Here is a 21,158-nt window from a genome sequence, read left to right on the forward strand (position 1 = left end):
AGGCAGCAAACAAATCGAACCGATCTGTACGATAAGTACCCGGAATGTAACTTATAAAATCTGAAATTGTCGGCCGCGGCCGCGTAATTTGCCATCCTTTTCTATTAAGCATGGCGCATTTGTTGTTTCAGCTTGGTACAGCTTTGTAATTTGTTACTAAGTCGTGACGCTTTAATATGACCAGTAATGGTTACCGAGCTTGCAAAAATCGTTAAAATTCTGTCAACTTGTCTTACGACTCGCGGTGAGTCTCTCGACGATTCGTCACCGTGGCTTGTATCTGGGGCGCTCAAGAATGCCCGGTTGTGGTTAATGACTGTGAACTTTCACACTTAACCGTACGACCCGGGAAAGACTGAAACGCTCGTTTATTGAGGCAAGAAAACGATGACCGATTATCAGGGCCCGCGTGACAACGATCCACGCGATTTAGATCCGGAAGCCAATCTGGCGCAGGATTCTGAGGCATTTGGCAACGCTCCCGGACAGGGCAATGTCATTCAGCCGGGGCCGGACAATGTCGTGGTGTTACCTGAGGGTGTCTCGCTTGACGGCCTGCGCGTGGTCGGGCGCGATCTGATTATCGAACTCGCTGACGGGACCCGCATGGTGATTCCGGACGGCGCGATTTTCGTTCCGCAACTGGTGATTGACGGCGTAACCGTTCCGGCAGCCAACCTTGCTGCGCTGCTTGTCGGTAACGAGCCTGAACCTGCTGCCGGGGGCAACCAGAGCTCCGGCGGTAACTTCTTCATCGATGCCGGCGATATCCAGGCGGCCTACGCCCTGGGCGATTTGTTGCCTTACACCGAACTCGCTTTCCCCCGGCCTGAAGAACGGGAAATCATTCCCGGGCTTGAGGATGAGGAAGATCTGCCGCCGCAGGTGATTATCATTACGCCCGACAATCCGGCCGGTGCGACGACCGCGTCGGATACTGTCGCTGAAGCAGGCCTTCCCGCACGCGGTAGCGAGCCCGCAGGTTCGGATTCCGCAAGTAATTCCGAAACCACCACCGGAACCATCCGGTTTGCGGCCCCAGACGGGCTGGGTTCGATTTCGATCAACGGCACGCCGATTACAACCGTGGGCCAGACGATCACGACCGATTTCGGCGTGCTTTCGATTACCAGTATTGCGCCCGGTACAATCGGCTACAGCTATACGCTGACCGACAATAAGCTCGATAATGCATCAATCGATTCCTTCGCCGTTCAGGTCGTCGATATTGATGGCGATGTCGCCAATGCCACTCTGGATATTGCCGTTATCGACGATGCGCCTTCGGCCGTGAACGATGTCGATACGATCGCAGCTGCCACTTATGGTCCTGCCGTTGGTAATGTCATGACCGGCGCGGGTACGGTTGCGGGTGCCGCAGGCGCCGACACCCCGGGCGCGGATGGCGCAAGGCTGACCTCGATCCAGTACAATGGCAATACGGTTTCGGGCACGGGCCCGCTGGTGATCAACGGTGCGTACGGCACGCTGACAATCCAGCCTGATGGCGGTTACAGCTATGTGCGGGCTCCCGGTACGCCGGGGGGCGTAACCGATGCATTCACCTACACGCTTACCGACGGTGACGGCGACAGGGCGACCGCCACGTTGACGATCAATATCGGCGATGCGCCTGCCACAATCATTTCCGTACCGACTACGGGCGCGGGTACGGTTGTTGACGAAGCCGGCTTGCCCGAACGCGGCACCGAAGCGCCGGGTACCGAGGCACCACTGCCGGTCGAATCGACTTCGGGTACGATCAATGTCGCGGCGCCTGATGGTATCGCGACGGTTGAAATCAATGGCATAGTCATCACCGGACCAGGCCAGGTTATCACGGTTCCCGAAGGCAAGTTGGTGATCGTCTCGTACAACCCTGTGACGGGCGAAATCGGATATACCTTTACGTTGGGCGATAACACCACGGGCAATGACACGAGCGTAGATTTCGAAATCAAAGTCACGGATATTGACGGCGATTCAGACACTGACACGCTGACTATCACCATCCTTGATGACGTTCCCGACGCGATCGACGACAGCGCAACGCAAGATCCGACAAACGAAAATGCCCCGATAACGATCGACGTTTTCGACAATGACATCGAAGGCGCCGACAGCGTCCAGCTCGACACGATCGTGCTTGTCGATGGCTCACTTTCGGGCCGCGGCACGCTGACGAATAACGGCGACGGCACATTCACTTACGTGCCCGCTCCGGGCGAAGAAGGTCAGGTAACCTTCAAATACCAGATCACGGACGGTGATGGCGATTCCGACATAGCAACGGTCACAATCACGCTGCAGGAAGATTCAAAGCCTGACGTGGTCAATGTCACCGCTCTGTCAGATGATGATGCGCTGGCTGGCGGTAACGCGGCGTCGAGCGTCGGCGATATCAATGCCAATGCCGGCGATAATCCGCTGACTGCCAGCGAGGCCGTTTACAGCGGTCAGATTACGGTCGATTTCGGCGGCGATACGGGCACGGTCAATTTCGCCAATCTTGACGGAACCACCGGCATGGTGGGCACCGAGATGGTATCCTATGCCTGGAATTCCGGGACGAATACGCTCACCGCAACCGGTCCGCGCGGGGCGCTGTTCACCGTCTCGCTCACCCCCAGCGGCGCTTTTGTGCTGACGCAAGTGGACAATGTTCTCCACGCAGCGGGTAATGACGAAGCCAGTGCGCCTTCAGTCAAACTCAATTACCGCGCTGCTGACAGCGACGGTGATATTGACGATACAGGATCGCTGACGATTACATTCAACGATGATGCGCCAACCGCCACCAATGACGGTATCTTCGACGTGGCGGAACAATTCCCGCTCGAAATCGACGCATTGGCGAATGACGGATTTGGTGCTGACGGCGTATCGCTGGCCTCGGGTGTTACCATCGTCACCGGACCTACCAAGGGTGTGGTCACTTATGATGCGGCGACCGGCAAGTTCACCTATACACCGGGCGCTGGCGAGCAAGGTGCAGACAGCTTCCAGTATCAGATCACCGATGCGGACGGCGATGTTGCCATTGCAACAGTAGCGCTGAACCTGCTTGAAGATTCGATCCCGACCGTTGTTGCAAGCGACCTGATCGTCGATGAAGACGGCCTGCCTGATCGCAATGGCGATGATAAAGGCAGCAACTCGGGCAGCAATTCCGAAACGGATACCGGTACGCTGACTATCACTACCGGTGCAGACACACTCGCCAAGGTAGAGATCCAGGACAAGAACGGTGTGTATATCGATGTTACGGCTGCGACGGTTGCCGCTCCGGTCGTTGTCCAGGGCGACGCCGGGTCATTGACGGTAACATCCGACGGTGCGGGTAATTACAGCTACAGCTACACGCTAGCCGTGAATGACCCTACCCATCCGGATTTCGATCCCGCCGATGGTGACGGGATTTCCGGTGCCGATGATGAGCTGCCCGGCGATAGTTTCAATGTCCGTGTAACCGATAGCGACGGCAGTGTTGGCGCGCTCGACAGTATAGATGTCACGGTGCGCGATGATGCACCTTCAGCCACCGCCGATGATACTGCGACGCTGGACATGATTGTGCTGGATGAAAGCCCTGTCAGCGAAGACGGGATTGTGTCCGCGACAGCTAATTTCGCTGACAATTTCGAAACCGATATCGCCTATGGAGCGGATGGTGCTGGCAGCACGAGCTACGGTCTGGTTCTGACGGGTACGAATGTGAACTCGGGTCTGTTTGCGCTGGGCGCAAATGGTCTGCCGGGCGCGCAGATCGTGCTGAACCAGGCGGCTGACGGTGTGGTAACGGGCAGCGTTGGCGCGGTAGCCTACTTCACGATCAGCGTTGCCGCAGGCACGGGCGTTGTCACGTTCACGCAGTCCAAGAATGTGTATCACAGCAATAGCAGCAATCCCGATGACACGTCGGCGTTGTCGGCGGCTGCGGGTGCGCTGGTGATCCGTCAGACGGTCACCGACGGCGACGGCGACAGCGCGAGCGCGGGCGTTGATCTGTCGAACGGTGTGTTCAAGATCGAGGACGATGGTCCCTCGGCGAGCGTGAACGGTTCAGCGACGCTGGACATGATCGTGCTGGATGAAAGCCCCGTGAGCAAGGACGGTATCGTCTCTGCGACTGCGAACTTTGCGGATAATTTTGCCGCGGTGACGAATTACGGCACCGATGGTGCTGGCAGCACGAGCTACGGTCTGGTTCTGACGGGTACGAATGTGAACTCGGGTCTGTTTGCGCTGGGCGCAAATGGTCTGCCGGGCGCGCAGATCGTGCTGAACCAGGCGGCTGACGGTGTGGTAACGGGCAGCGTTGGCGCGGTAGCCTACTTCACGATCAGCGTTGCCGCAGGCACGGGCGTTGTCACGTTCACGCAGTCCAAGAATGTGTATCACAGCAATAGCAGCAATCCCGATGACACGTCGGCGTTGTCGGCGGCTGCGGGTGCGCTGGTGATCCGTCAGACGGTCACCGACGGCGACGGCGACAGCGCGAGCGCGGGCGTTGATCTGTCGAACGGTGTGTTCAAGATCGAGGACGATGGTCCCTCGGCGAGCGCCAGCGCTGTTGGCGCGGGCGTGGTGCATGATGAAACCCCCGGCCTCGACGGTGATGCCAAGGATGTTGCCGGACCACTGGCAGTCACAGCAACTAATGCGGGTGATGATCCTGACGTAGCGGGCACCGGTCCCATTGGTTATGCCAAGGGCACAGTCGCTCTGTCGAGCGCAGGATCCGATACCGGCACCGATGGCGGCACGATTGCGATCAGTTTGACGCTTTCGGCCAATGGCGTCGATTCCGGACTTGATACGACAGATGGCACATCAATCTTCCTGTTCAAGGAAGGCGCTGTAGTGGTTGGCCGGATCGGCGCCAATGCAACGGTGGCCGCGACCGGCGTTGCCGCCTTTGCGGTGGGCATCGAAAGCGACGGTACGCTAGGCTTGGTCCAGTATCTTTCAATTCGCCATACCAACGTAAACAATCCGGACGAGAGTGCATTCATTTCCGCTGGCGTTCTATTCACGACAACGACCGTGAAGGATGCGGACGGCGATGTGGCGACCGCTTCGGCGTCGATCGGAGATCTGATCGGCTTCCAGGATGATGCGCCAGTCGTATTCGATCCTGAAAATGGCGAGGTTGCCAATACTGATAGCCCGCCAACTTCGTTTGATCTTAATTATGGCACGGCTGTAGGAGCGGACGGCCTTGGAGACGTGGTGTTCTCGATCGTCAACGGTTCGCCGGCGCTAGATTCAAACAACAATGTGTTGTCGTATCAGGGATCGGCGCTGACTATTTCAGGCAATGGTACAAACGTGCTCACAGCCACGAACGGCAACGGTGTGGTTGGGTTCACGATAACCATTAATCCCGACACGGACCAGTATGTGGTCGATCTGGCCGGAACGATTTCGAATGGCGGCGAATTTTCGATCGCCAATTTGACCGGTGCGAATGCGGGTAATGCCCAATTCCGCGCTGTCGGAGCAGATAGCGCGAATAACAATTCCGACAATATCGATATCATTCTATCGGGCCGCGGTTCCGACGGTTTGCGCGGAACGGTTAACACGCGGGTTGATTCAATCGGCATCAACAACCAGGCCACAAACCCTGGCGAAGCCGTTCGCATCGATTTCGTCAATAACGCAACCAGTGGCGGGGCGGGAGTGACTGGTTTCGACTTTGACGGACATCAGGATGTCATCCGTTTCGAACAGGCCATCCCGCAAACCGGGCAGGGAGGGGCTGCGATAGTCTCGATCAACGTCACGGCCATTGTCGCTGATGACGATCAAGTCTTCGGTTTCAGCGGCACCACACCGGAAGCCGGAGAGAGCTTTGTAGATATCGAGAAAGTGGTTGTGACGCGGGCTGGCGGCACAGAGCTTACGTTCACCTCCAATTCCACTTCTGGCGGTGTCACCGTGACGTTCAATGCCAACGGCAGCGTGCGCATCGACGGTCTTGGTGTGGGAGATAAATACGAAATCAACACCGATGACACATTCAGCGCGGTGCTGGTGGAATCGCCACCGGGCAACAACGTTTTCGACCTTGGTCTTTTCAACATCACCACCGTGAACAGTGCCCAACCTATCAACGTCGCTTACGACATTGTCGGAACCGACGGTGATGGAGACAAAGTCACTGTCATTGATGGTATCGATGTCACCTTCACCCCGGCCACTGCGCCAATTGTTCTCGACCTTGATGGAGACGGGGCCGAGTTTCTTGATCTCTCAGCTGGCGTAGCTTTCGATTACGGTGGCGGCCTGGTTGCGACGGCGTGGGTTGGCAGCGATGACGGCCTGCTTGCCCGCGATACCGGCTCAGGTCTCGATATTGTCTTTGCCGATGATGCTGCGGGCGCCAGCACCGATCTTGAAGGGCTGGCCCTGGCGCATGACAGCAACCGCGATGGGCAGTTCGATGCTGCGGATGCCGGATATGGTAACTTCGGCGTGTGGCAGGATGCCAACAGTAACGGTGTATTCGATGCCGGCGAGTTCACTTCGCTGGCGGACGCCGGAATCACTTCTATCGATCTGACTTCTGACGGGATTGTTTACAGTGCCGCTAACGATGACGTGGTTGTCCATGGTACGGGCCTCTTTACCCGCGCCGATGGAACGACGGGTCAATTGGCGGATGTCAGCTTCTCCACCGGAAGGATGGATCAACGGACTGCCGAAATGGCTGTGACCGCCGCTGCAGCAGCCGCGTTCCTGGTCGGCGCAGACCCGCAAATTGCCTTGGCGGCGGCGGCCCTGTCACTGGCAGAAGCTGCTCCGGGCAAAGCTGAAATGTTAGAGATCGATTATCTTGTCATAGCCGAAGGCCCGCAAGTGGCCCGCACCTTCAATTCCGAAAGTCTGTTCGAAGCAGGTTCGGATGGTCCGCAACAACCGGAAGCGCGGATAACGGGTGATACCGAAGCACGCGTATCGCTTGACGAAGTCGAAGCCCGCGCTGATGACGGGGCACAGGCCCCGGTATTCGATGCCGGTGACCGTATCGCCGAACTTGGCGAGGCCGCCGGCAATTCGGCCTTCAGCATGCAGGATAGCTCGCTGATGGAATCACTTCTGGCAATTACGGCGCCGGAAGCTACGGATGCGGGCAGGATTACTACCGAAGCGCTTCCCGAAGCGCGGATGGCGGTTGAAGATGTTCTCACCAATGGTGCGGTCGATGAAATCCTCGACCAGTTTGCCGGTGTTGATGCAGCGCTAGGCGGGGATGCAGTTCCCCACATTGCCAAGGTTTCGGCAGCGCTATTCGGACAGATTGACGGGAGTGCCTTCGCGGTAACGCCTGACATGACTGCCGACAATATGGACGATGTTTCAGCACTTGCTGCAGCACAAGCATGAATTTAAATATTACTAATCAGGGGGTTAGGCCAATGCGAATGACAGGGATGGTTTCGGCAATGGCGACCGCAATAGCGATCGCGAGTATGCCGGCAGCCGCAGCGGCGCAGGATATTATGGACACCGAAAGCCTGATGGCTTTGGGAACGTCCGATCTGCGCGATCAAATCCAGATGCGGTACGATGCTGCTTTGGCAGCGTCGCGGGATGGCGGCGTGATAAACGCGGACGATCCGCGCTACATCTGGGCCATTTCGGCGAAAGCGCATTGCGGTATTGCATTGGGCTATCTCAAATCATCGAACAAGGATCGCAACAGCATCAGCAAATGCAACGATGCCTATCAGCGCATGATGATTACCCGGGTGGTCACCGCTCCGCCGCGGCCGCCGGTAACTTCGGTTCCGCAGGAAGTGTGCGACCGCGGTACTATCGGTACCGTATTCTTCGATTTCGATTCCGCGATGCCGGGCGCCGGATCAGGCGAAACGATCGATTACATCACCACCAATGTGGTGGCTTGCGGTTGGGCCGGTTTCGAAGTGGTCGGTCATACCGACCGGTCCGGTTCCGACGCCTATAACATCGGTTTGTCACAGCGCCGTGCCGCTGCAGTGGTCGATATGCTTGCCAATGGCGGCATCGCTCGCGGGGCTATCGCAACCGATGCGGAAGGCGAAAGCCAGCCGCGCGTGCCGACCGCCGACGGTGTGCGCGAACCGCAGAACCGCCGCGTAGAAATCAAAGTACAGTAAGGGGTAGGAGGCTAACATGAACAGGACTTTTAAAACTCTCGCCGTCTCCGCCCTCCTGATGGGCGCTGCACCTGCCGCGCTCGCTCAGGATGCCGCAGGCCCGGTCTCGATGAAGGATGCCATTGCAATCGCAGTGGAAACCAACCCCGAGATTATCCAGGCACAGATGAACAAGGAAGCAATCCAGTTCGAACGCCAGCAGGCGCAAGGACTGTATTACCCGCGGATCGATCTGGAAGCATCCGCCGGTGCGCGCCGGTTGGAAAACACGACGCGCCGCAATCTGGGTATTGCAAACAACACGCTCTATCCGATCGAGGGCATTGCGAATCTCGATTGGACGGTGCTCGACTTCGGGCGCCGGCGGGGTGAGGTCGAACGGCAGATCGCCCGTGTCGACGGGGCTTCGCTGCGGGTTGTCGAACGGTCCGAATTTATCGCCTTGCAGATTGCGCGGCAATATCTCGACGTCCTTCTGCAACAGCGGATTTCGGCAGCTTCGGCAGACAATACCGCGTTCCACCGGTCTCTTGTAAGCGATCTGACACAGGGCGTGGATCAGGGTTCGATCAGCATCGCCGACCAGCAGCAGGCGGAAGAACGTCTGCAATCGGCCGTGGTCCGTCAGGAAGAATCGCTGCAAGCCCTGCAAAATGCCAAGAATGCCATGCGCCGCTTGACCGGTCTCGATGTAGATCAGGTCGTGTTGCCGCCCGATCTGGGATCGGCACTGCCGGCCAGCCAGGCTGAAGCCATCGGGCTTGCCCGGACCAACAATCCGCTGGTGCGAGAAGCACAGGCAGATGTCGATGCCGCGCATGGTCTGGTAAAATCGGCAGAAGGCGATCTTTATCCTACAGTCGGGGTCGATGTTCGCGGCCGGGTTGGTGAGGATATTGACGGATTTTCCGGTGAAACGAATGACATTCAGGGGCGGGTATATGTCCGCTGGAATGTCTTCGATGGCGGGATCAACCGTGCCAAACTGCAAGAAATGACGCATCGGGCCAGTCAGGCAAGGTTCCGTCTCCAGCAGGTTGTGCGTGAAGCGGAAGAAGATGTGTCCAATGCGTGGACTGCAATGACCGCGCAGGAACGTATTACGTCTGCGCTGAACCAGCAATCGCAGGTCAGCGATGATCTGCTGCTGTCATACCGTAGCCAGTTCAACATCGGACGGCGCAGTTTGCTGGATGTGCTGGATGCGCAGAACACCCGCTACAGCACTCAGGTGCGACTCGAAACGGCGCGCTTCTCGCAGCAATTTGCAGAATACCAGAGCCTGGCTGCGACAAATCGCTTCCTGTCCGCTTTGGGGATCGAACCTGGCCACGGGTCGGGAGCAAATGAACGCGAAGAGTACGATTATGGGCCACCTCCGCCTGCAGAATTGCAGTACCGGCGATATTCGAAGTAAAGCGGCCTCCAGAAACAACGGGCCTGTTTGCACAGGTTCGTTCAGGAGGCGGTCTGTTCCATGGTGAATGACACACATATGAAAGCATCGGGTCAACAAGATCCGATGCTTTCCGCTATTGCCGAGCTGAGCCGGCGGTTCGGCTTTGGGTTCGCGCCGGGGCTGCTCGACACGTTGCCGCGTGATGCGTCAGGATCGCTGCCTTTTCATCAGGCTGGCGCGGCGCTGGAACTTGTCGGTCTGAATTTTGAAACAGGCAATCATTCCAGCCTGCCCAGGCGTGACGATTATTACCCCGCACTGGTTCAACTTGGTGATGGCCGCCCGGCAGTAATCCATGAAGCCCGCGAACAGGATGTTCTCGTCTGGCGCCCTGATGGCGGGGAAGCCGTCTGGGAAAAAGCCAAGGACGTTTCGGCAGAATTTAACGGCGGTTTCCTCTCGATCTATGGCAACCCGGATATTCTGCGCGAAGACAGCAGCCCGTGGCATGCCAAGGGCCGTCATCACTGGTTCTGGAGCGAACTGCGCAAGGAGCGCAAGGCCTTCCGCCCGGTCTTGATGGCTTCATTGCTTATCAACCTGCTTGGCCTTGCGCTGCCATTATTCTCGATGAATGTTTACGACCGTGTAATTCCCAACAAGGCTGTTTCGACCTTGTGGGTGCTGGCCGTTGGCGTCCTGTTGGCATTTGCCCTCGAATTTGCGCTCAAGACAGCGCGAACCAATGTCATCGACCAGATCGGCCGGCGGCTCGATTTGCGCCTGTCCCAGAAAATCTTCGGCCGGTTGCTGGCTACGCCTTTGAGCGCGAGGCAGGGCAACACCGGTGCCATCGCAGCCAGAGTTTCGGAATATTCGATTGTCCGCGATTTCTTTGCTTCCACCACTGTCGTCCTGATGGTCGATATGGCGTTTCTGGTGATTTTTGTTGCTGTAATCGCTTACATCGCAGGGTGGCTGGCCATCGTGCCCGTCATCGCGATGGTGATAATGGCGATTGCCGGCTTCGTCCTGCAACGCAAGGTGGTCGAGGCGTCACGCGATGCGCAGGCCGATCACGGTTTGCAGCAGACCATGCTGGTGGAATCGGTCGCTGGTATGGAAACGCTCAAAAGCGTGGCTGGCGAAGGCGGCATGATCGGCCGCTGGTACGGGCTTGCCGAAATCGGCAGCTATTCACAGCAGCGCCTGCGCCGGATTAGCTCTATCGCGGTCGGAATGGCAGCCACGTTCCAGCAGGTTTCCAGTATTTCGCTGGTCATCGGCGGCTATTATCTGTTCGATGCCGGCAAGATTACCATGGGGGCGATAATCGCGATTGTGATGTTGTCATCGCGCTCGCTCGCGCCCGCCGGCCAGATCGCATTCCTGCTCACACGCGGGCGGCAGGCGCGCGAAACCCTTGATAGTATCGAGGGCCTTTTCGGTGCGGAGGATGAACGCCGTATCGGCAGCGTTACCGCGCCTGCCATCATCCGCGAAGGCCGCGTAAAACTTGAAAATCTCGATTTCACCTATCCCGAAAGCCCTGAAATCGCGCTCAGCGGATTGAACCTGACGATTGAACCGGGTGAGCGGATTGCGCTGATCGGCCGTGTCGCATCAGGCAAATCCACGCTAGGCAGAGTGATCTGCGGCCTTTATCAACCCACCGGCGGAATGATGACCATCGACGGGATCGACAGCCGTCAATTCCGCCCGCAGGATATCCGCCGTGCATTCCGGTTTGTCGGGCAGGATGCAAACCTGTTTACAGGTTCGGTGAAAGACAATCTTTCCATCGGCGATCGTTCGATTGATGATGAGCAGATGACCCGTGCGCTTCGCGTCAGCGGTGCGGAGGAATTTCTATCCCGCGATGCGGGCGGCTTTGATCGTCTGGTGGGTGAACAGGGGCGCAGATTGTCCGGCGGGCAACGATCGTTTCTGTCGCTGGCGCGCGCATTCGTCAGCCCCAGCAAAATGCTGTTTCTTGATGAACCGACAGGCGCGATGGACAGCCAGACCGAACGAATGTTTGTCGATCGTTTGCTCGGCTCGTTGCAGGCGGAACAAACCTTGCTGGTATCGACCCATCGCCCGGCATTGTTTGCGCTGTGCGAACGGATCATCATTCTCGACAAGGGTCGGGTTATCGCTGATGGTCCAAAGGCGTCAATTCTGGAACAGGCAGCAGCGAAGGGCGGTATGCCGCAATGACCGCACACACACCTATCGATCTGGCTGACAGCCGCCCCGCCGCGCTTAGTGCAACCGACACGCCGGGCAAATTGCACCCGATCTGGATAGTGCTGCCACTGATGCTGATCGCGGCACTGGCGACCGGGCTTTATTACTGGTCCGACCAGGTTGGTGAAGAAACGGCAGCTCTTGAGCAGGCCGCTATGGCTGAAACGTCGCGGGTGGCAGCGCTGGACGAACTGACCGAGGGCGAACAGGCCGAAATCGTGATCGAAGGGGCCAGCGCGCAAGAACGCAACGATCAGATCCCTCTGTCAGGCCTGCCGATCGAAAATGCCGCAGCGTTCAGTGCGATCACTGCTGCCAGCCCGCAATATGGTTCGGCGCACAAATGTCTGACGCAGGCAATCTATTACGAAGCTGCCAACGAAAGCGTGGCCGGGAAACGCGCGGTTGCGCAGGTCGTGCTCAACCGGCTGCGCCATCCGGCCTATCCCGCTTCGGTTTGCGGTGTCGTGTACGAAGGCGTCAATCGCCCGGTCTGCCAGTTCAGTTTCACGTGCGATGGCTCGCTTCTACGCAAGCCCATGGCGCGGCAGTGGAACGAATCGCGCCAGGTTGCAGCCGCAGCATTGGCCGGCAGCACGGAAAAATCGGTCGGCACATCGACCCATTACCACGCCGACTATGTTGTGCCCCGCTGGGCATTTACGCTGGCGAAGGTCGAAAAGATCGGCCGGCATATCTTTTATCGCTTCCCCGGGCGCGGCGGCAAGACGGCAGCGTTCACCTCGCGGTGGACCGGCCGCGAAGCCGTTCCGTCGCTCAGCGTCGCTGCACTGACCGCAATGCTTGATGACGAAGGCGAATTGGATATTCCTGTGGAGCCGGAATATGTCGAAGGGCTGACCGTGACGCCGCTTGTGTCGGACCGTCATGCGGCGACCGATGTCGGCGGACGGCTGGACACGACGCGCGAATGGCGTCTCAAAATACCTGATCCGGTAGAAGCCAGCAGTGGTTATCGCCAATCGCTGGAACAGCAGCGCGCTGCGGCTGCGACGCCTCGGGAGGGCGAATGAACATGAGCATCCGCGATACGATTTCGGGCTGGGATGCCAATCGCAAGCTGATCGTGATTTGCACCATCGGCATCGCGTTGATGCTGGTATGGGGCGCGGTCGCCCGCGTTGACGAGGTGACCCGCGGGATGGGCAAGGTTATTCCGTCGAGCAAGACGCAATTGGTCCAGCCATCGGAACCTGCGATCGTGTCCGAAATACTTGTTCGCGGCGGCCAGACGGTCAGACAGGGGCAAATCCTTGTGCGCCTGGACGATGCCGCCAGTTCGTCGGCTTTGGGCCAGCTCCAGACCGAGAATGACCGTCTTGCTGTCAGGGCCAACCGTCTCGACGGTGAGGCAACCGGCAGGTCGATGGGCTGCGGTGCGGGCACACTTTGTGCTGACGAACGCCGGCTCCAGCAAGTCCGTCGAGCAACCGCCAGCAGCCGCGAGAGCGCGTTGGCGGCCGCTATCGAGCAACGCCGCCGTGACCTGCGCGAAGCGCAATCAACGATCGGCGCGCTGGAAAGCAGCGTGAGCCTGGCCAATGATCAGGTCCAGATGCTGCAGCCGCTGGCGGCGAAGGGAATAGTTCCGCAAACCGACCTGATCACAGCCCAGCGCGAACTTGTCGATGTGCGCGGGAGGCTCTCGGCAGCTCGCCAAAGTGCCGGACGCGCGCAAGCATCGATCAGGGAGGCACAGGCCGATTTGAGCGCTGCAAAACTGGATTTTCGCCAACAAGCGCTCAACGAACGCAGCGAAGTCAACACGCGGATTGCAGTTAACGCGGAAACGATCCGCGGTGCGGAAGCGCGCCAGCAGCGCAACGAAATTCGCTCACCAGCCGATGGCATCGTCAACGATGTGCAGATCACGACGATTGGCGGATATGTGAATGCCGGCGAAAAAATCATGCAGATCGTGCCGATTGGCGAGAAGTTGCTGGTCGAAGCGCGCGTCAGCCCGCGCGATATCGCTTTCATCAAAATCGGCGATCCGGCCAATGTGAAGGTCACGGCGTATGATTTTTCGACCTATGGCGGGCTGCAGGGCAAGGTTCAGCAAGTGTCGGCCGACAGCATCTATGACGAGGTCGAACGCCAGGCGTATTACACGGTTCTGGTTGAAACCGACGTGTCCTACATCAGGAAAGGTGGTCAGAAGTTTCCGATTGTGCCTGGCATGATTTGCGATGTGGAGATCATAACCGGACGCAAAAGTGTGCTGTCTTACTTGCTCAAGCCGGTTAGCCGCGCACTGGATGTGGCGTTAACCGAAAGATAGACCGGGCGCTCGCTACGGTTGCTGTACCCGTGCAACCAGTTTTGCGTCGCACCAAAGCTCAGGATCGGGCGGTAATCGTAGGACTGGTTAGCCTCCAGCACCCTGTCGGTCGCGTTGTCGAGCATCACGAAGCGTCCGTTTTGTTTCACGATCAACACCGCGTGATCGGTGTTACGCACCGTATCACGGGCAATCGTCAGGATCATATCGTCACGCCGGATGCCTGCCGCGGCCAGCATCTGCATTTTCAGAATTGCTATATCTTCACAGTCGCCCTTACCCTTGCCCAGCGTCTGACGGGCACCAGCCCAATAATCGCGGCGGTTGTAAAGCGCGATATCCTCGACATAGCTGATGTTCCGGTTCACCCAACCGTTCACTTGCGAGATGAGCGCGTCACCGCGTTGCGGGGCGGATCCCAATGACCGGCGCAGCTGGGTTGATGACAGCGATTGTGCCGAGACACGCGACCATTGCTTGTCAAACATGGTGCGACCGATTTCGAGCCGTCCGGAGGCGAGAAAATCTTCCGGATTTGTCGATGGCAGCGATATTGACGGGGCAATCAGCGGTTCACGCGCGCCGGCGCAATTTGCCACTCTGTGCGCTGTGACGATGCTGGAGGAATTTGCAGCTGCCACATCAGTGCCGGCCGGTTGAACATTCGCCGGCGCTGCAGCCGGGGACAGTCCGGCTTGTTGCAGCTTCAGCTTTTCCAGCGCACTGAGCTGACCGCCCAGAATCGCTGACGATTTCGATGTTGCGACCGGGGCAGGGGCCAGCGCTGTCTGCGCAATACCGATCCGGGATGGCATACAGTTTTGTGAACCGGTCACTACGACAGCCAGAGGCAACGCAGCGGTTGCCATAAATGACTGGGCCTGAGCGGCCGCCGGAAGTCCGGCAGCACCCAAGGCAATTGCGCTAATGGCCACGCGGCCTCGCAGATGGAGCTTTTCCCTGTGCATACCCTTAACATGCCGGGGATGTCCTCATGAACGGTGATGAGCATTGGTTAATTTTGCGTCAGGCATAAATCTGGCGAGTGCTAACTGCTTGATAGAACACAGCTATAATCACCAATAAAATGGTTTATACAGTCACCGCCGTGGTCGAATCTGGCGACACCGGCGAATCCGGGCCAATATTGCGGAACCTGTGCCATCGGGGCCGCCCGGTTTTCGGGCTGCATTTTGCCGGCAACTTCTGTGTCCGAGCGGCTTGCGGAACGAGCCGCGGCTTCAGAACGCGATCGGCAGGCGTACCGAAAAGGTAAAGTCGGGAGATTCGTCAGTCAGCCCGTTGGCCGCGCTCAGGACCAGCGAAATCTTGTCGCTCAGACCGATCGACGCGCCAAGCGACAAACGTGCATCATGCGTTCCCGAACCGGGCAGTTTGACACCCTCGACCTTGGTGGCGAAACGTTGCTTGTCGAGGAACGAGAAGTTCATCGATACCCGCTCGTTGATCGACATATTCAACCCGGCAAAGAATTCGAAGCCATGGCCGGGTTCGATATATCCGAAATCATCGAACCTCCTGCCGGCTGTGTAACTGTATGCGCCGCCGGCAAACAGAACCACCGGATCAATCGGCCAGACAAAGGTCACACCCGGTGAGGCGGTGTAGAACCCCGACCCGGTGGGTGCTTCGGCCAGAATCCGTTCGGGGCTGTTTTCCACCGGCGCGATCCGTTCGATTTCAAACGCGCTTTTGCCGGTTGGAAATTCGCCCTGCAACCGCAGGATGGTCGCGGGCCGCCCCCCTTTGGCAGAGATAGGCTGCCACGCCACTGTCAGGCCGATATCGCCAAGACCGTTACCGGTAATCCGCCGCTCTGCCGCGTCACCCGTCCCGATGCCGGTCACTTCGGTATCGTTGCGGTATGTATAGGGGACCCGCAGATCGACCTGCGTTCGCCTGCCCGTGCCCAGACGCGCGGTAATTGCCCCCGTCAGAATGTCGCGGTTGACATCATCCACACGGATGGTGCCGATCACGATCGCGTTGAAAATGGAAAAGCCCGAAATATTTACCCGGTCATTCGAGATCGACGTATATTCCAGACTGGGTTCGATCTGCAGCTTGCCTTCGGGCAGCAGGACTCCGCCCTGGTCAAGCAACAACTGGTCCACTGCCTTGTCGGATTGCGGGCGTTCTGCTTCGGGAATGGCATTATCGGCTACCGGTTGTGCTGGCGCGTCGGCTGGCGGCGCGGGAATATCCTGTGCCCCATCCTGTGTCACGGCGAGCATGGCATGTTGGACGCCCGGCGCAGGCCGGTTCGTCCGGTCGATCAATTCCCATTCACCGCGCTCGGCCAGAGCGAGGCGCAGGCGTGCCGTCTCGGCATATTGGGCGCGGGCATCTGCCCTCTGGCGCTCGATCAGATATGCCTGCTGGTCAACCTTCTTTTCAAGCTCCGCGATCCGCTGGTCCTGCGCCTCGATCCGCTCGTCCAGCTGGACCAGAAGATATTCCAGGCGGGCATCCGCGCGATCTTTCGGCTGGGGCGCGGCGAGCGGTTCGACCTGTTCGGGAACCGCTTCCTGCGCGTCTGCAGCGGCGATGGCCGCTGTCGATGACGCCATCAGGCCGATCACGATCACGCTTGTTCCGCATCGCCAGAATCCCCGGGTCTTTGCCAGCCCGTCTGCTGTACTGCTAGGTGCTGCATTCGTCATTGCGATCCTCCACATTTCACTTTGACGGCCCGCCAAAGCGGACAAGAAATTCGGCGAGTTATTGCCTTAGGCTTCGTCAGAAACCCAAAGCGCTGCCATTGGTCAGGCTGCTCGTATCGGCCACCCCTCCTTCAAGAAAATAGACGTTCAGAATCAGATTGTTGTTTACGACATTGTTGTTGCCAACGACCGAAGCAAACTGAAGAAAGCCGCCAGTATTGGGCAATTGAGCAAGCCCAAGGCTGAGGCTGACCTGATCAGCGGTAAGCGATGTGATCTCCGTTCCCGCCGGCAACTGTCCGCCCAGCGTATCGAGATCGCCAAATGCGAACAGGCTGAAGAACACGCCGCCATAACCGCCACGTTTGGTTGACAGTTCTTCGTCAGACAGTGCGCGGACGCCGGACGTTTCGCCGCCCAGACTGTCCAGTAACAGATGGGCCGGTCCGCCTTCAGCTTGGGCAAGTGCGGGGGCACTCGCGAGGCATATTGGCAATGCCAGCATGGCCAATTGCAGATATTTGCGTTGCATGATGCGTACTCCTCTTTGCTTTGCCTGAATTTACTGGTGCGGGGTCAGTATTCTCCGGGCAGGGTGATTTCAGCGGTGCCAAGCGCGACCGCGATGGACCGCAAATCCTGCGGCTGCGCCAGGATTGTCGGGTCTTGCATGAATTCCGGATCGGGCACCGCGCCTTCTTTCGCCACCGCAAGGATTATCCCGTTCCATTGCCCCGCGAATGCTTCGATCGTCGGGCGACCATTTCCAAATGCCGGATCGGCAATCAGAACGCGGCCGCGATCCACGCGTTTGATGACAACGAAGTGGTTGTACCCACGGACATTGATCAGCGCGATAACCGGGACTTTCAGGTTCGCCAGTTTTTCGGAAGACTCAAGTTCGAACCCCCCGGCTGCAAAGCCGCGGCTTTCGACGTATCGTTTGAGTTCAAGGAGCGAAAATCCCTCCGCCGCGATTTTGCTGCGTGCCCCCTCGGGTACCGCGGCGAATATCTCGTCGATAATCGCGCCTTCCTCGGCGGGCAGTCCGTAGGCATGTTTCAGAAGTGTCGCCACCGCCGCCGCTCCGCAGCTCAGGTCGCGCGATTGGCGGGTCATGTTCTGGAAACGCAAATCGGCGAGCGATCGGACCTTGACCTCTATCTGGCCTGCGCCCGGAATCGGGATAGTCTGCGCTGCAGCCGGAGCGGCCGCGGCTGTGGCAGCAAGCATTGCGGCCGCCGCGACCGATGCGGCTGTCAGGGGCCGTTTCGCGCTGATTGACTGGGCGCGGTTCATGGCTGGGCTGCCGGCAAATGCGTGACTGCGACAGCAATCGAATTGCTTGTCCGGTTACCGATCCCCGAAACCTGGGAAATCTGGCCAACCCCGACGAACCCGTCGAAAGATCCCGCCAGCGAAGGCCGATCTGCAGATGCGTCCTGCTCGCCCGCAGCCAATGTGTCTGGCGCGGGACTGACATTGCCGAGGCTGGTGTCGGAAATTGCGGTCGCGAATGCATCCTGACCGAATGCGGCAGCCACCAGATTGACCTGGACGTTGTTTGCGCCGCTGGCCTGATTGACCTGCGCCAATCCGGTCATGGCGTTGAAGCTGTCGGTGATCGCCAGACTGGCCGGTTGGAAAAGCGCCGCGTCTGCAGGTATGATTTCGGCCGCGCTGCCAGAGTTACCCGATGCGATGGCTTCCGCGCCGGCAATACCGTTGCCTGCAGCAGCGATGGCGACGAGATTGATCTGGCCGCCCGCGTTGCCCGCAATCTGGTTTACCTGCACCATTCCGACGGTGCCGTTGGCCATATCGTGAATGGTTGCCGAAGGCGCGATATCGAGCGTGCGGGACGGAGAGTTGCCGGCTGAAATCTGCGCGCCCGCTGATGCCAGCGCAAGGCTTTGTTGATCTTGAGAGAATGCGATCGCGGCACTGTTCACTTGCGAGGAGCCGGGCGCCGCAGACTGGTTGATTGCTGTCAATCCGGCCGATTGGTTCGCGGCGTTGGTAATCGCGGCGGGGCCATAAGACCGGCTCTGGAAATCGCTGCGGTCTGCATTTTGTGACGACACTGTATCCACAATCGCCGCGCCCTTATCGGCGACGGCGCCGATCGCAAAGCTGTTGCCCTGCTGCGTCCCGTCGGCGTCCGACTGATTGAGATGGAAAATGCCGGTATGGGCGTTGCCGGAATCCGTGATTCCGCGCTCATCGCCGCTATCGGGTTCACCTTCGCCAGCGGGAATATCCTGGGCAAGTGCGGCGGGCTGGGTGCCCATGCAGATGATAGCGAAGGCCAGCACCGGCGCCACGCATGCCGTAAATTTTTGAGGGAGTTTTTTCATGTTCCTAAACGATCAAGGAAAAAGGGAAAGGCGGCGAAGAATTTCACAGCCTTTCCCCCAACCTGCCTGACCTATTGGCCTAGGCCTACCGTGCTCGTCATCGCAGCAACCGAGACGACGGTCGCCTGATTGTTGAATGCACCAGCAGCCTGGTTCACATTCACGATGCCGGTATTGCCATTCATCGAATCCGTAACCGTGGAGGTTTTTAGCGAATTGATGTCCAGCAAGGTATTCCCGCTGTTTTGTTGGCCAAGTCCTGCATCGGACAGCGCCACCAGAGCATTGTCACCAACTGCAAGCGACAGCACATTGTGCTGGTTATTGCCGTTGCCGACGTTCTGGTTGCCGTGAATGACACCCGAGTTGCCATTGTACGATCCACTGATGGAAGCGGTCAGATCGAAATCAAAGTCGCCTTCGAGATCGACTACGATTTCACCGTTAACAATATCGACCAGACCAGCCAGGTTTTGAAAACCCTCGCGGTGTGTGGCACTGGAATCGGTGATCCGTTGATCGGCATAGGCTTCCGACATCACAGCTTGTGTTTCATCACCATTGGTGAACACCGCAGCCACCGAGGCAACGTTACCCTGGTTGGTGGCCTGTCCGGCATCCTGGTTGAACTGCACGATACCCGTGTTCCCGTTTACCGAGTCAGTGGTTTCGGCAGTTTTGTCGATACCTTCGTCAGTGATATTTTCGCTGATCGGACCGATTTCGACATTATCGATCGTGGCATTGACGATGGCGTCCGATTTGGCTGCGCCGTCAAGCTGTTCATCGAAGCTCACATCGACATCGACATTCTTGTCCTTGTCGGTTTCAACGGTGATGGTGATGTCTTTATCGACATCGACTGTGCCCACGACTTGGACATCAGCCAGTGCGGGCGTGGCCAGGCCTGCGGCCAGGATCAACGCCAGCGGCGAACATTTCATGAAACGTGTCATTTCATATTTCTCCTTCTGATTGGTTCAACCGGGCTCAAAACGTTGGCAGATCAGAGCCAACGGCCGAGATCGAGACGATATTGGCCTGGTTCGACATATTGCCGACAGACTGGTTCACACCGACGATGCCGGTATTCCCGTTGAGCGAGCCACTGACAGTGGCCACTTTCAGGATTCCGAAGCCGTCGTTCTCGCTGCTGGATTCGCGGACAATGTTGTTGGCATTGACTTGCCCCAGATCAGCTTCCGAGATCGCCACACCGTTATCGTCCAGCGCAAATGCCAGCGACAGGATGTTGGCCTGGTTACCCATGTTGCCGGTTGCCTGATTGCCGTAGACAAGGCCGGTATTCCCGTTGAACGAATTGTTGATGTCTGCATTGCGGAACAACACATTCACGGTTTCGACCAGGTTACCGCCTTCACCGTCAGAGAACGAACCGTCTTCACCGGCAAGTGCATCGGGCGAACCGTTGCGCTGGTCGGCAGCGGCAAGCGATTCCGCAAACCCGCTGTTACCGGGATCTCCGTTTTCGCCGCCTTGGTCGGCATCAATCGCGATACTGACCAAAGTACCCTGGTTGTTCATGTTGCCAGAAGACTGGTTGAGCGAAACCATGCCGGCATTGCCATTCCCGGATCCGTCAATCAGATCTTCTTTTTCGGCGCAATTCGTGCAGGCTTCGTTGTCATAATTGCTCTGGTTCACAATCGCGGTCGACTCGGCAAATTTCTCTGCTTCGAGGTCGACCAGAACATCCAGGTCGACATCAGTGTCGATCAGGACGTCTTCGTTCACGCTGATGGTTTTTTCGACATCGACTGTGCCGGTGACGGTCACGTCTGCCAAAGCAGGGCCGGAAGCGCACAGAGCTACCCCCGCCGCGCCAATTAGTAATCCATATTTCATGATTTTCTCCAATCGCTACAATGCCCCAAAAACTGGGCCTATATTATTGTGCGTTGGAAGTGTTTGTGTATCAATAGATCGAATATGAGCGAATAAGTTAAATTGTTAAATTATTTGAATCATCCGGTTAAGTCGGTTGATTCAAAATTTTTA

At 58.0% G+C, this 21,158-nt stretch carries 13 protein-coding genes; 6 read left to right on the forward strand and 7 right to left on the reverse strand.

Annotation, left to right across the window (positions count from 1 at the left end):
- The first annotated feature begins 387 nt into the window (after positions 1 to 387).
- The 6 genes from WFP06_RS02580 to WFP06_RS02605 are packed head-to-tail and all read left to right on the forward strand — an operon-like array spanning position 388 to position 14,098.
- Positions 388 to 7,392, forward strand: coding sequence for a beta strand repeat-containing protein (locus WFP06_RS02580; RefSeq protein WP_336985688.1), 7,005 nt, complete (start codon positions 388 to 390; stop codon positions 7,390 to 7,392).
- Positions 7,393 to 7,430: 38 nt separating this feature from the next.
- Positions 7,431 to 8,147, forward strand: a complete 717-nt coding sequence (locus WFP06_RS02585; protein ID WP_336985689.1) for an OmpA family protein — start codon at positions 7,431 to 7,433, stop codon at positions 8,145 to 8,147.
- Positions 8,148 to 8,163: 16 nt separating this feature from the next.
- The gene (locus WFP06_RS02590; protein ID WP_336985690.1) at positions 8,164 to 9,564 is read left to right on the forward strand and encodes a TolC family protein; all 1,401 of its coding nucleotides are present in this window, start codon (positions 8,164 to 8,166) and stop codon (positions 9,562 to 9,564) included.
- 60 nt (positions 9,565 to 9,624) lie between these two features.
- Positions 9,625 to 11,766, forward strand: a complete 2,142-nt coding sequence (locus WFP06_RS02595; protein WP_336985691.1) for a type I secretion system permease/ATPase — start codon at positions 9,625 to 9,627, stop codon at positions 11,764 to 11,766.
- Positions 11,763 to 12,830: a cell wall hydrolase gene (locus WFP06_RS02600; RefSeq protein ID WP_336985692.1), complete on the forward strand. Its 1,068-nt coding sequence runs from the start codon at positions 11,763 to 11,765 to the stop codon at positions 12,828 to 12,830. The genes WFP06_RS02595 and WFP06_RS02600 overlap by 4 nt, the downstream gene beginning before the upstream one ends.
- Positions 12,827 to 14,098, forward strand: a complete 1,272-nt coding sequence (locus WFP06_RS02605) for an HlyD family type I secretion periplasmic adaptor subunit (protein ID WP_336985693.1) — start codon at positions 12,827 to 12,829, stop codon at positions 14,096 to 14,098. Before WFP06_RS02600 ends, WFP06_RS02605 begins: the two co-directional genes overlap by 4 nt.
- On the opposite strand, the gene WFP06_RS02610 is transcribed toward WFP06_RS02605, so the two are convergent.
- The 7 genes from WFP06_RS02610 to WFP06_RS02640 form a co-directional block, all read right to left on the reverse strand.
- A complete protein-coding gene (locus WFP06_RS02610; protein WP_336985694.1) occupies positions 14,044 to 14,967 on the reverse strand; it encodes a transglutaminase-like cysteine peptidase in 924 nt (307 codons plus the stop codon). The two genes, WFP06_RS02605 and WFP06_RS02610, sit on opposite strands and share 55 nt — an antisense overlap.
- Positions 14,968 to 15,339: 372 nt before the next feature.
- Positions 15,340 to 16,782, reverse strand: a complete 1,443-nt coding sequence (locus tag WFP06_RS02615; protein WP_336985695.1) for a hypothetical protein — start codon at positions 16,780 to 16,782, stop codon at positions 15,340 to 15,342.
- A gap of 76 nt (positions 16,783 to 16,858) precedes the next feature.
- Positions 16,859 to 17,314 carry a hypothetical protein gene (locus tag WFP06_RS02620; RefSeq protein ID WP_336985696.1) on the reverse strand — a complete coding sequence of 152 codons (456 nt, stop codon included), beginning with the start codon at positions 17,312 to 17,314 and terminating at the stop codon, positions 16,859 to 16,861.
- A 44-nt stretch (positions 17,315 to 17,358) separates the two neighbouring features.
- A complete protein-coding gene (locus tag WFP06_RS02625; protein ID WP_336985697.1) occupies positions 17,359 to 18,081 on the reverse strand; it encodes a C39 family peptidase in 723 nt (240 codons plus the stop codon).
- Positions 18,078 to 19,139: a hypothetical protein gene (locus WFP06_RS02630; RefSeq protein WP_336985698.1), complete on the reverse strand. Its 1,062-nt coding sequence runs from the start codon at positions 19,137 to 19,139 to the stop codon at positions 18,078 to 18,080. Before WFP06_RS02630 ends, WFP06_RS02625 begins: the two co-directional genes overlap by 4 nt.
- A gap of 71 nt (positions 19,140 to 19,210) precedes the next feature.
- Complete coding sequence (locus WFP06_RS02635; RefSeq protein WP_336985699.1) at positions 19,211 to 20,095, reverse strand: hypothetical protein; 885 nt, start codon at positions 20,093 to 20,095, stop codon at positions 19,211 to 19,213.
- Between the two features lie 34 nt (positions 20,096 to 20,129).
- Positions 20,130 to 21,005, reverse strand: coding sequence for a hypothetical protein (locus WFP06_RS02640; RefSeq protein ID WP_336985700.1), 876 nt, complete (start codon positions 21,003 to 21,005; stop codon positions 20,130 to 20,132).
- Between the last annotated feature and the right edge of the window lie 153 nt (positions 21,006 to 21,158).

It is taken from the genome of Altererythrobacter aquiaggeris (assembly GCF_037154015.1).
GTDB classification, from domain to species: domain Bacteria; phylum Pseudomonadota; class Alphaproteobacteria; order Sphingomonadales; family Sphingomonadaceae; genus Aestuarierythrobacter; species Aestuarierythrobacter aquiaggeris.

What these genes read in the sequence shown, in the direction of transcription:
- WFP06_RS02580 (WP_336985688.1), top strand. Translation starts at nt 388, where the DNA reads ATGACCGATTATCAGGGCCCGCGTGACAACGATCCACGCGATTTAGAT.
- WFP06_RS02585 (WP_336985689.1), top strand. Translation starts at nt 7,431, where the DNA reads ATGACAGGGATGGTTTCGGCAATGGCGACCGCAATAGCGATCGCGAGT.
- WFP06_RS02590 (WP_336985690.1), top strand. Translation starts at nt 8,164, where the DNA reads ATGAACAGGACTTTTAAAACTCTCGCCGTCTCCGCCCTCCTGATGGGC.
- WFP06_RS02595 (WP_336985691.1), top strand. Translation starts at nt 9,625, where the DNA reads ATGGTGAATGACACACATATGAAAGCATCGGGTCAACAAGATCCGATG.
- WFP06_RS02600 (WP_336985692.1), top strand. Translation starts at nt 11,763, where the DNA reads ATGACCGCACACACACCTATCGATCTGGCTGACAGCCGCCCCGCCGCG.
- WFP06_RS02605 (WP_336985693.1), top strand. Translation starts at nt 12,827, where the DNA reads ATGAACATGAGCATCCGCGATACGATTTCGGGCTGGGATGCCAATCGC.
- WFP06_RS02610 (WP_336985694.1), bottom strand. Translation starts at nt 14,967, where the DNA reads ATGGCAACCGCTGCGTTGCCTCTGGCTGTCGTAGTGACCGGTTCACAA.
- WFP06_RS02615 (WP_336985695.1), bottom strand. Translation starts at nt 16,782, where the DNA reads ATGACGAATGCAGCACCTAGCAGTACAGCAGACGGGCTGGCAAAGACC.
- WFP06_RS02620 (WP_336985696.1), bottom strand. Translation starts at nt 17,314, where the DNA reads ATGCAACGCAAATATCTGCAATTGGCCATGCTGGCATTGCCAATATGC.
- WFP06_RS02625 (WP_336985697.1), bottom strand. Translation starts at nt 18,081, where the DNA reads ATGAACCGCGCCCAGTCAATCAGCGCGAAACGGCCCCTGACAGCCGCA.
- WFP06_RS02630 (WP_336985698.1), bottom strand. Translation starts at nt 19,139, where the DNA reads ATGAAAAAACTCCCTCAAAAATTTACGGCATGCGTGGCGCCGGTGCTG.
- WFP06_RS02635 (WP_336985699.1), bottom strand. Translation starts at nt 20,095, where the DNA reads ATGACACGTTTCATGAAATGTTCGCCGCTGGCGTTGATCCTGGCCGCA.
- WFP06_RS02640 (WP_336985700.1), bottom strand. Translation starts at nt 21,005, where the DNA reads ATGAAATATGGATTACTAATTGGCGCGGCGGGGGTAGCTCTGTGCGCT.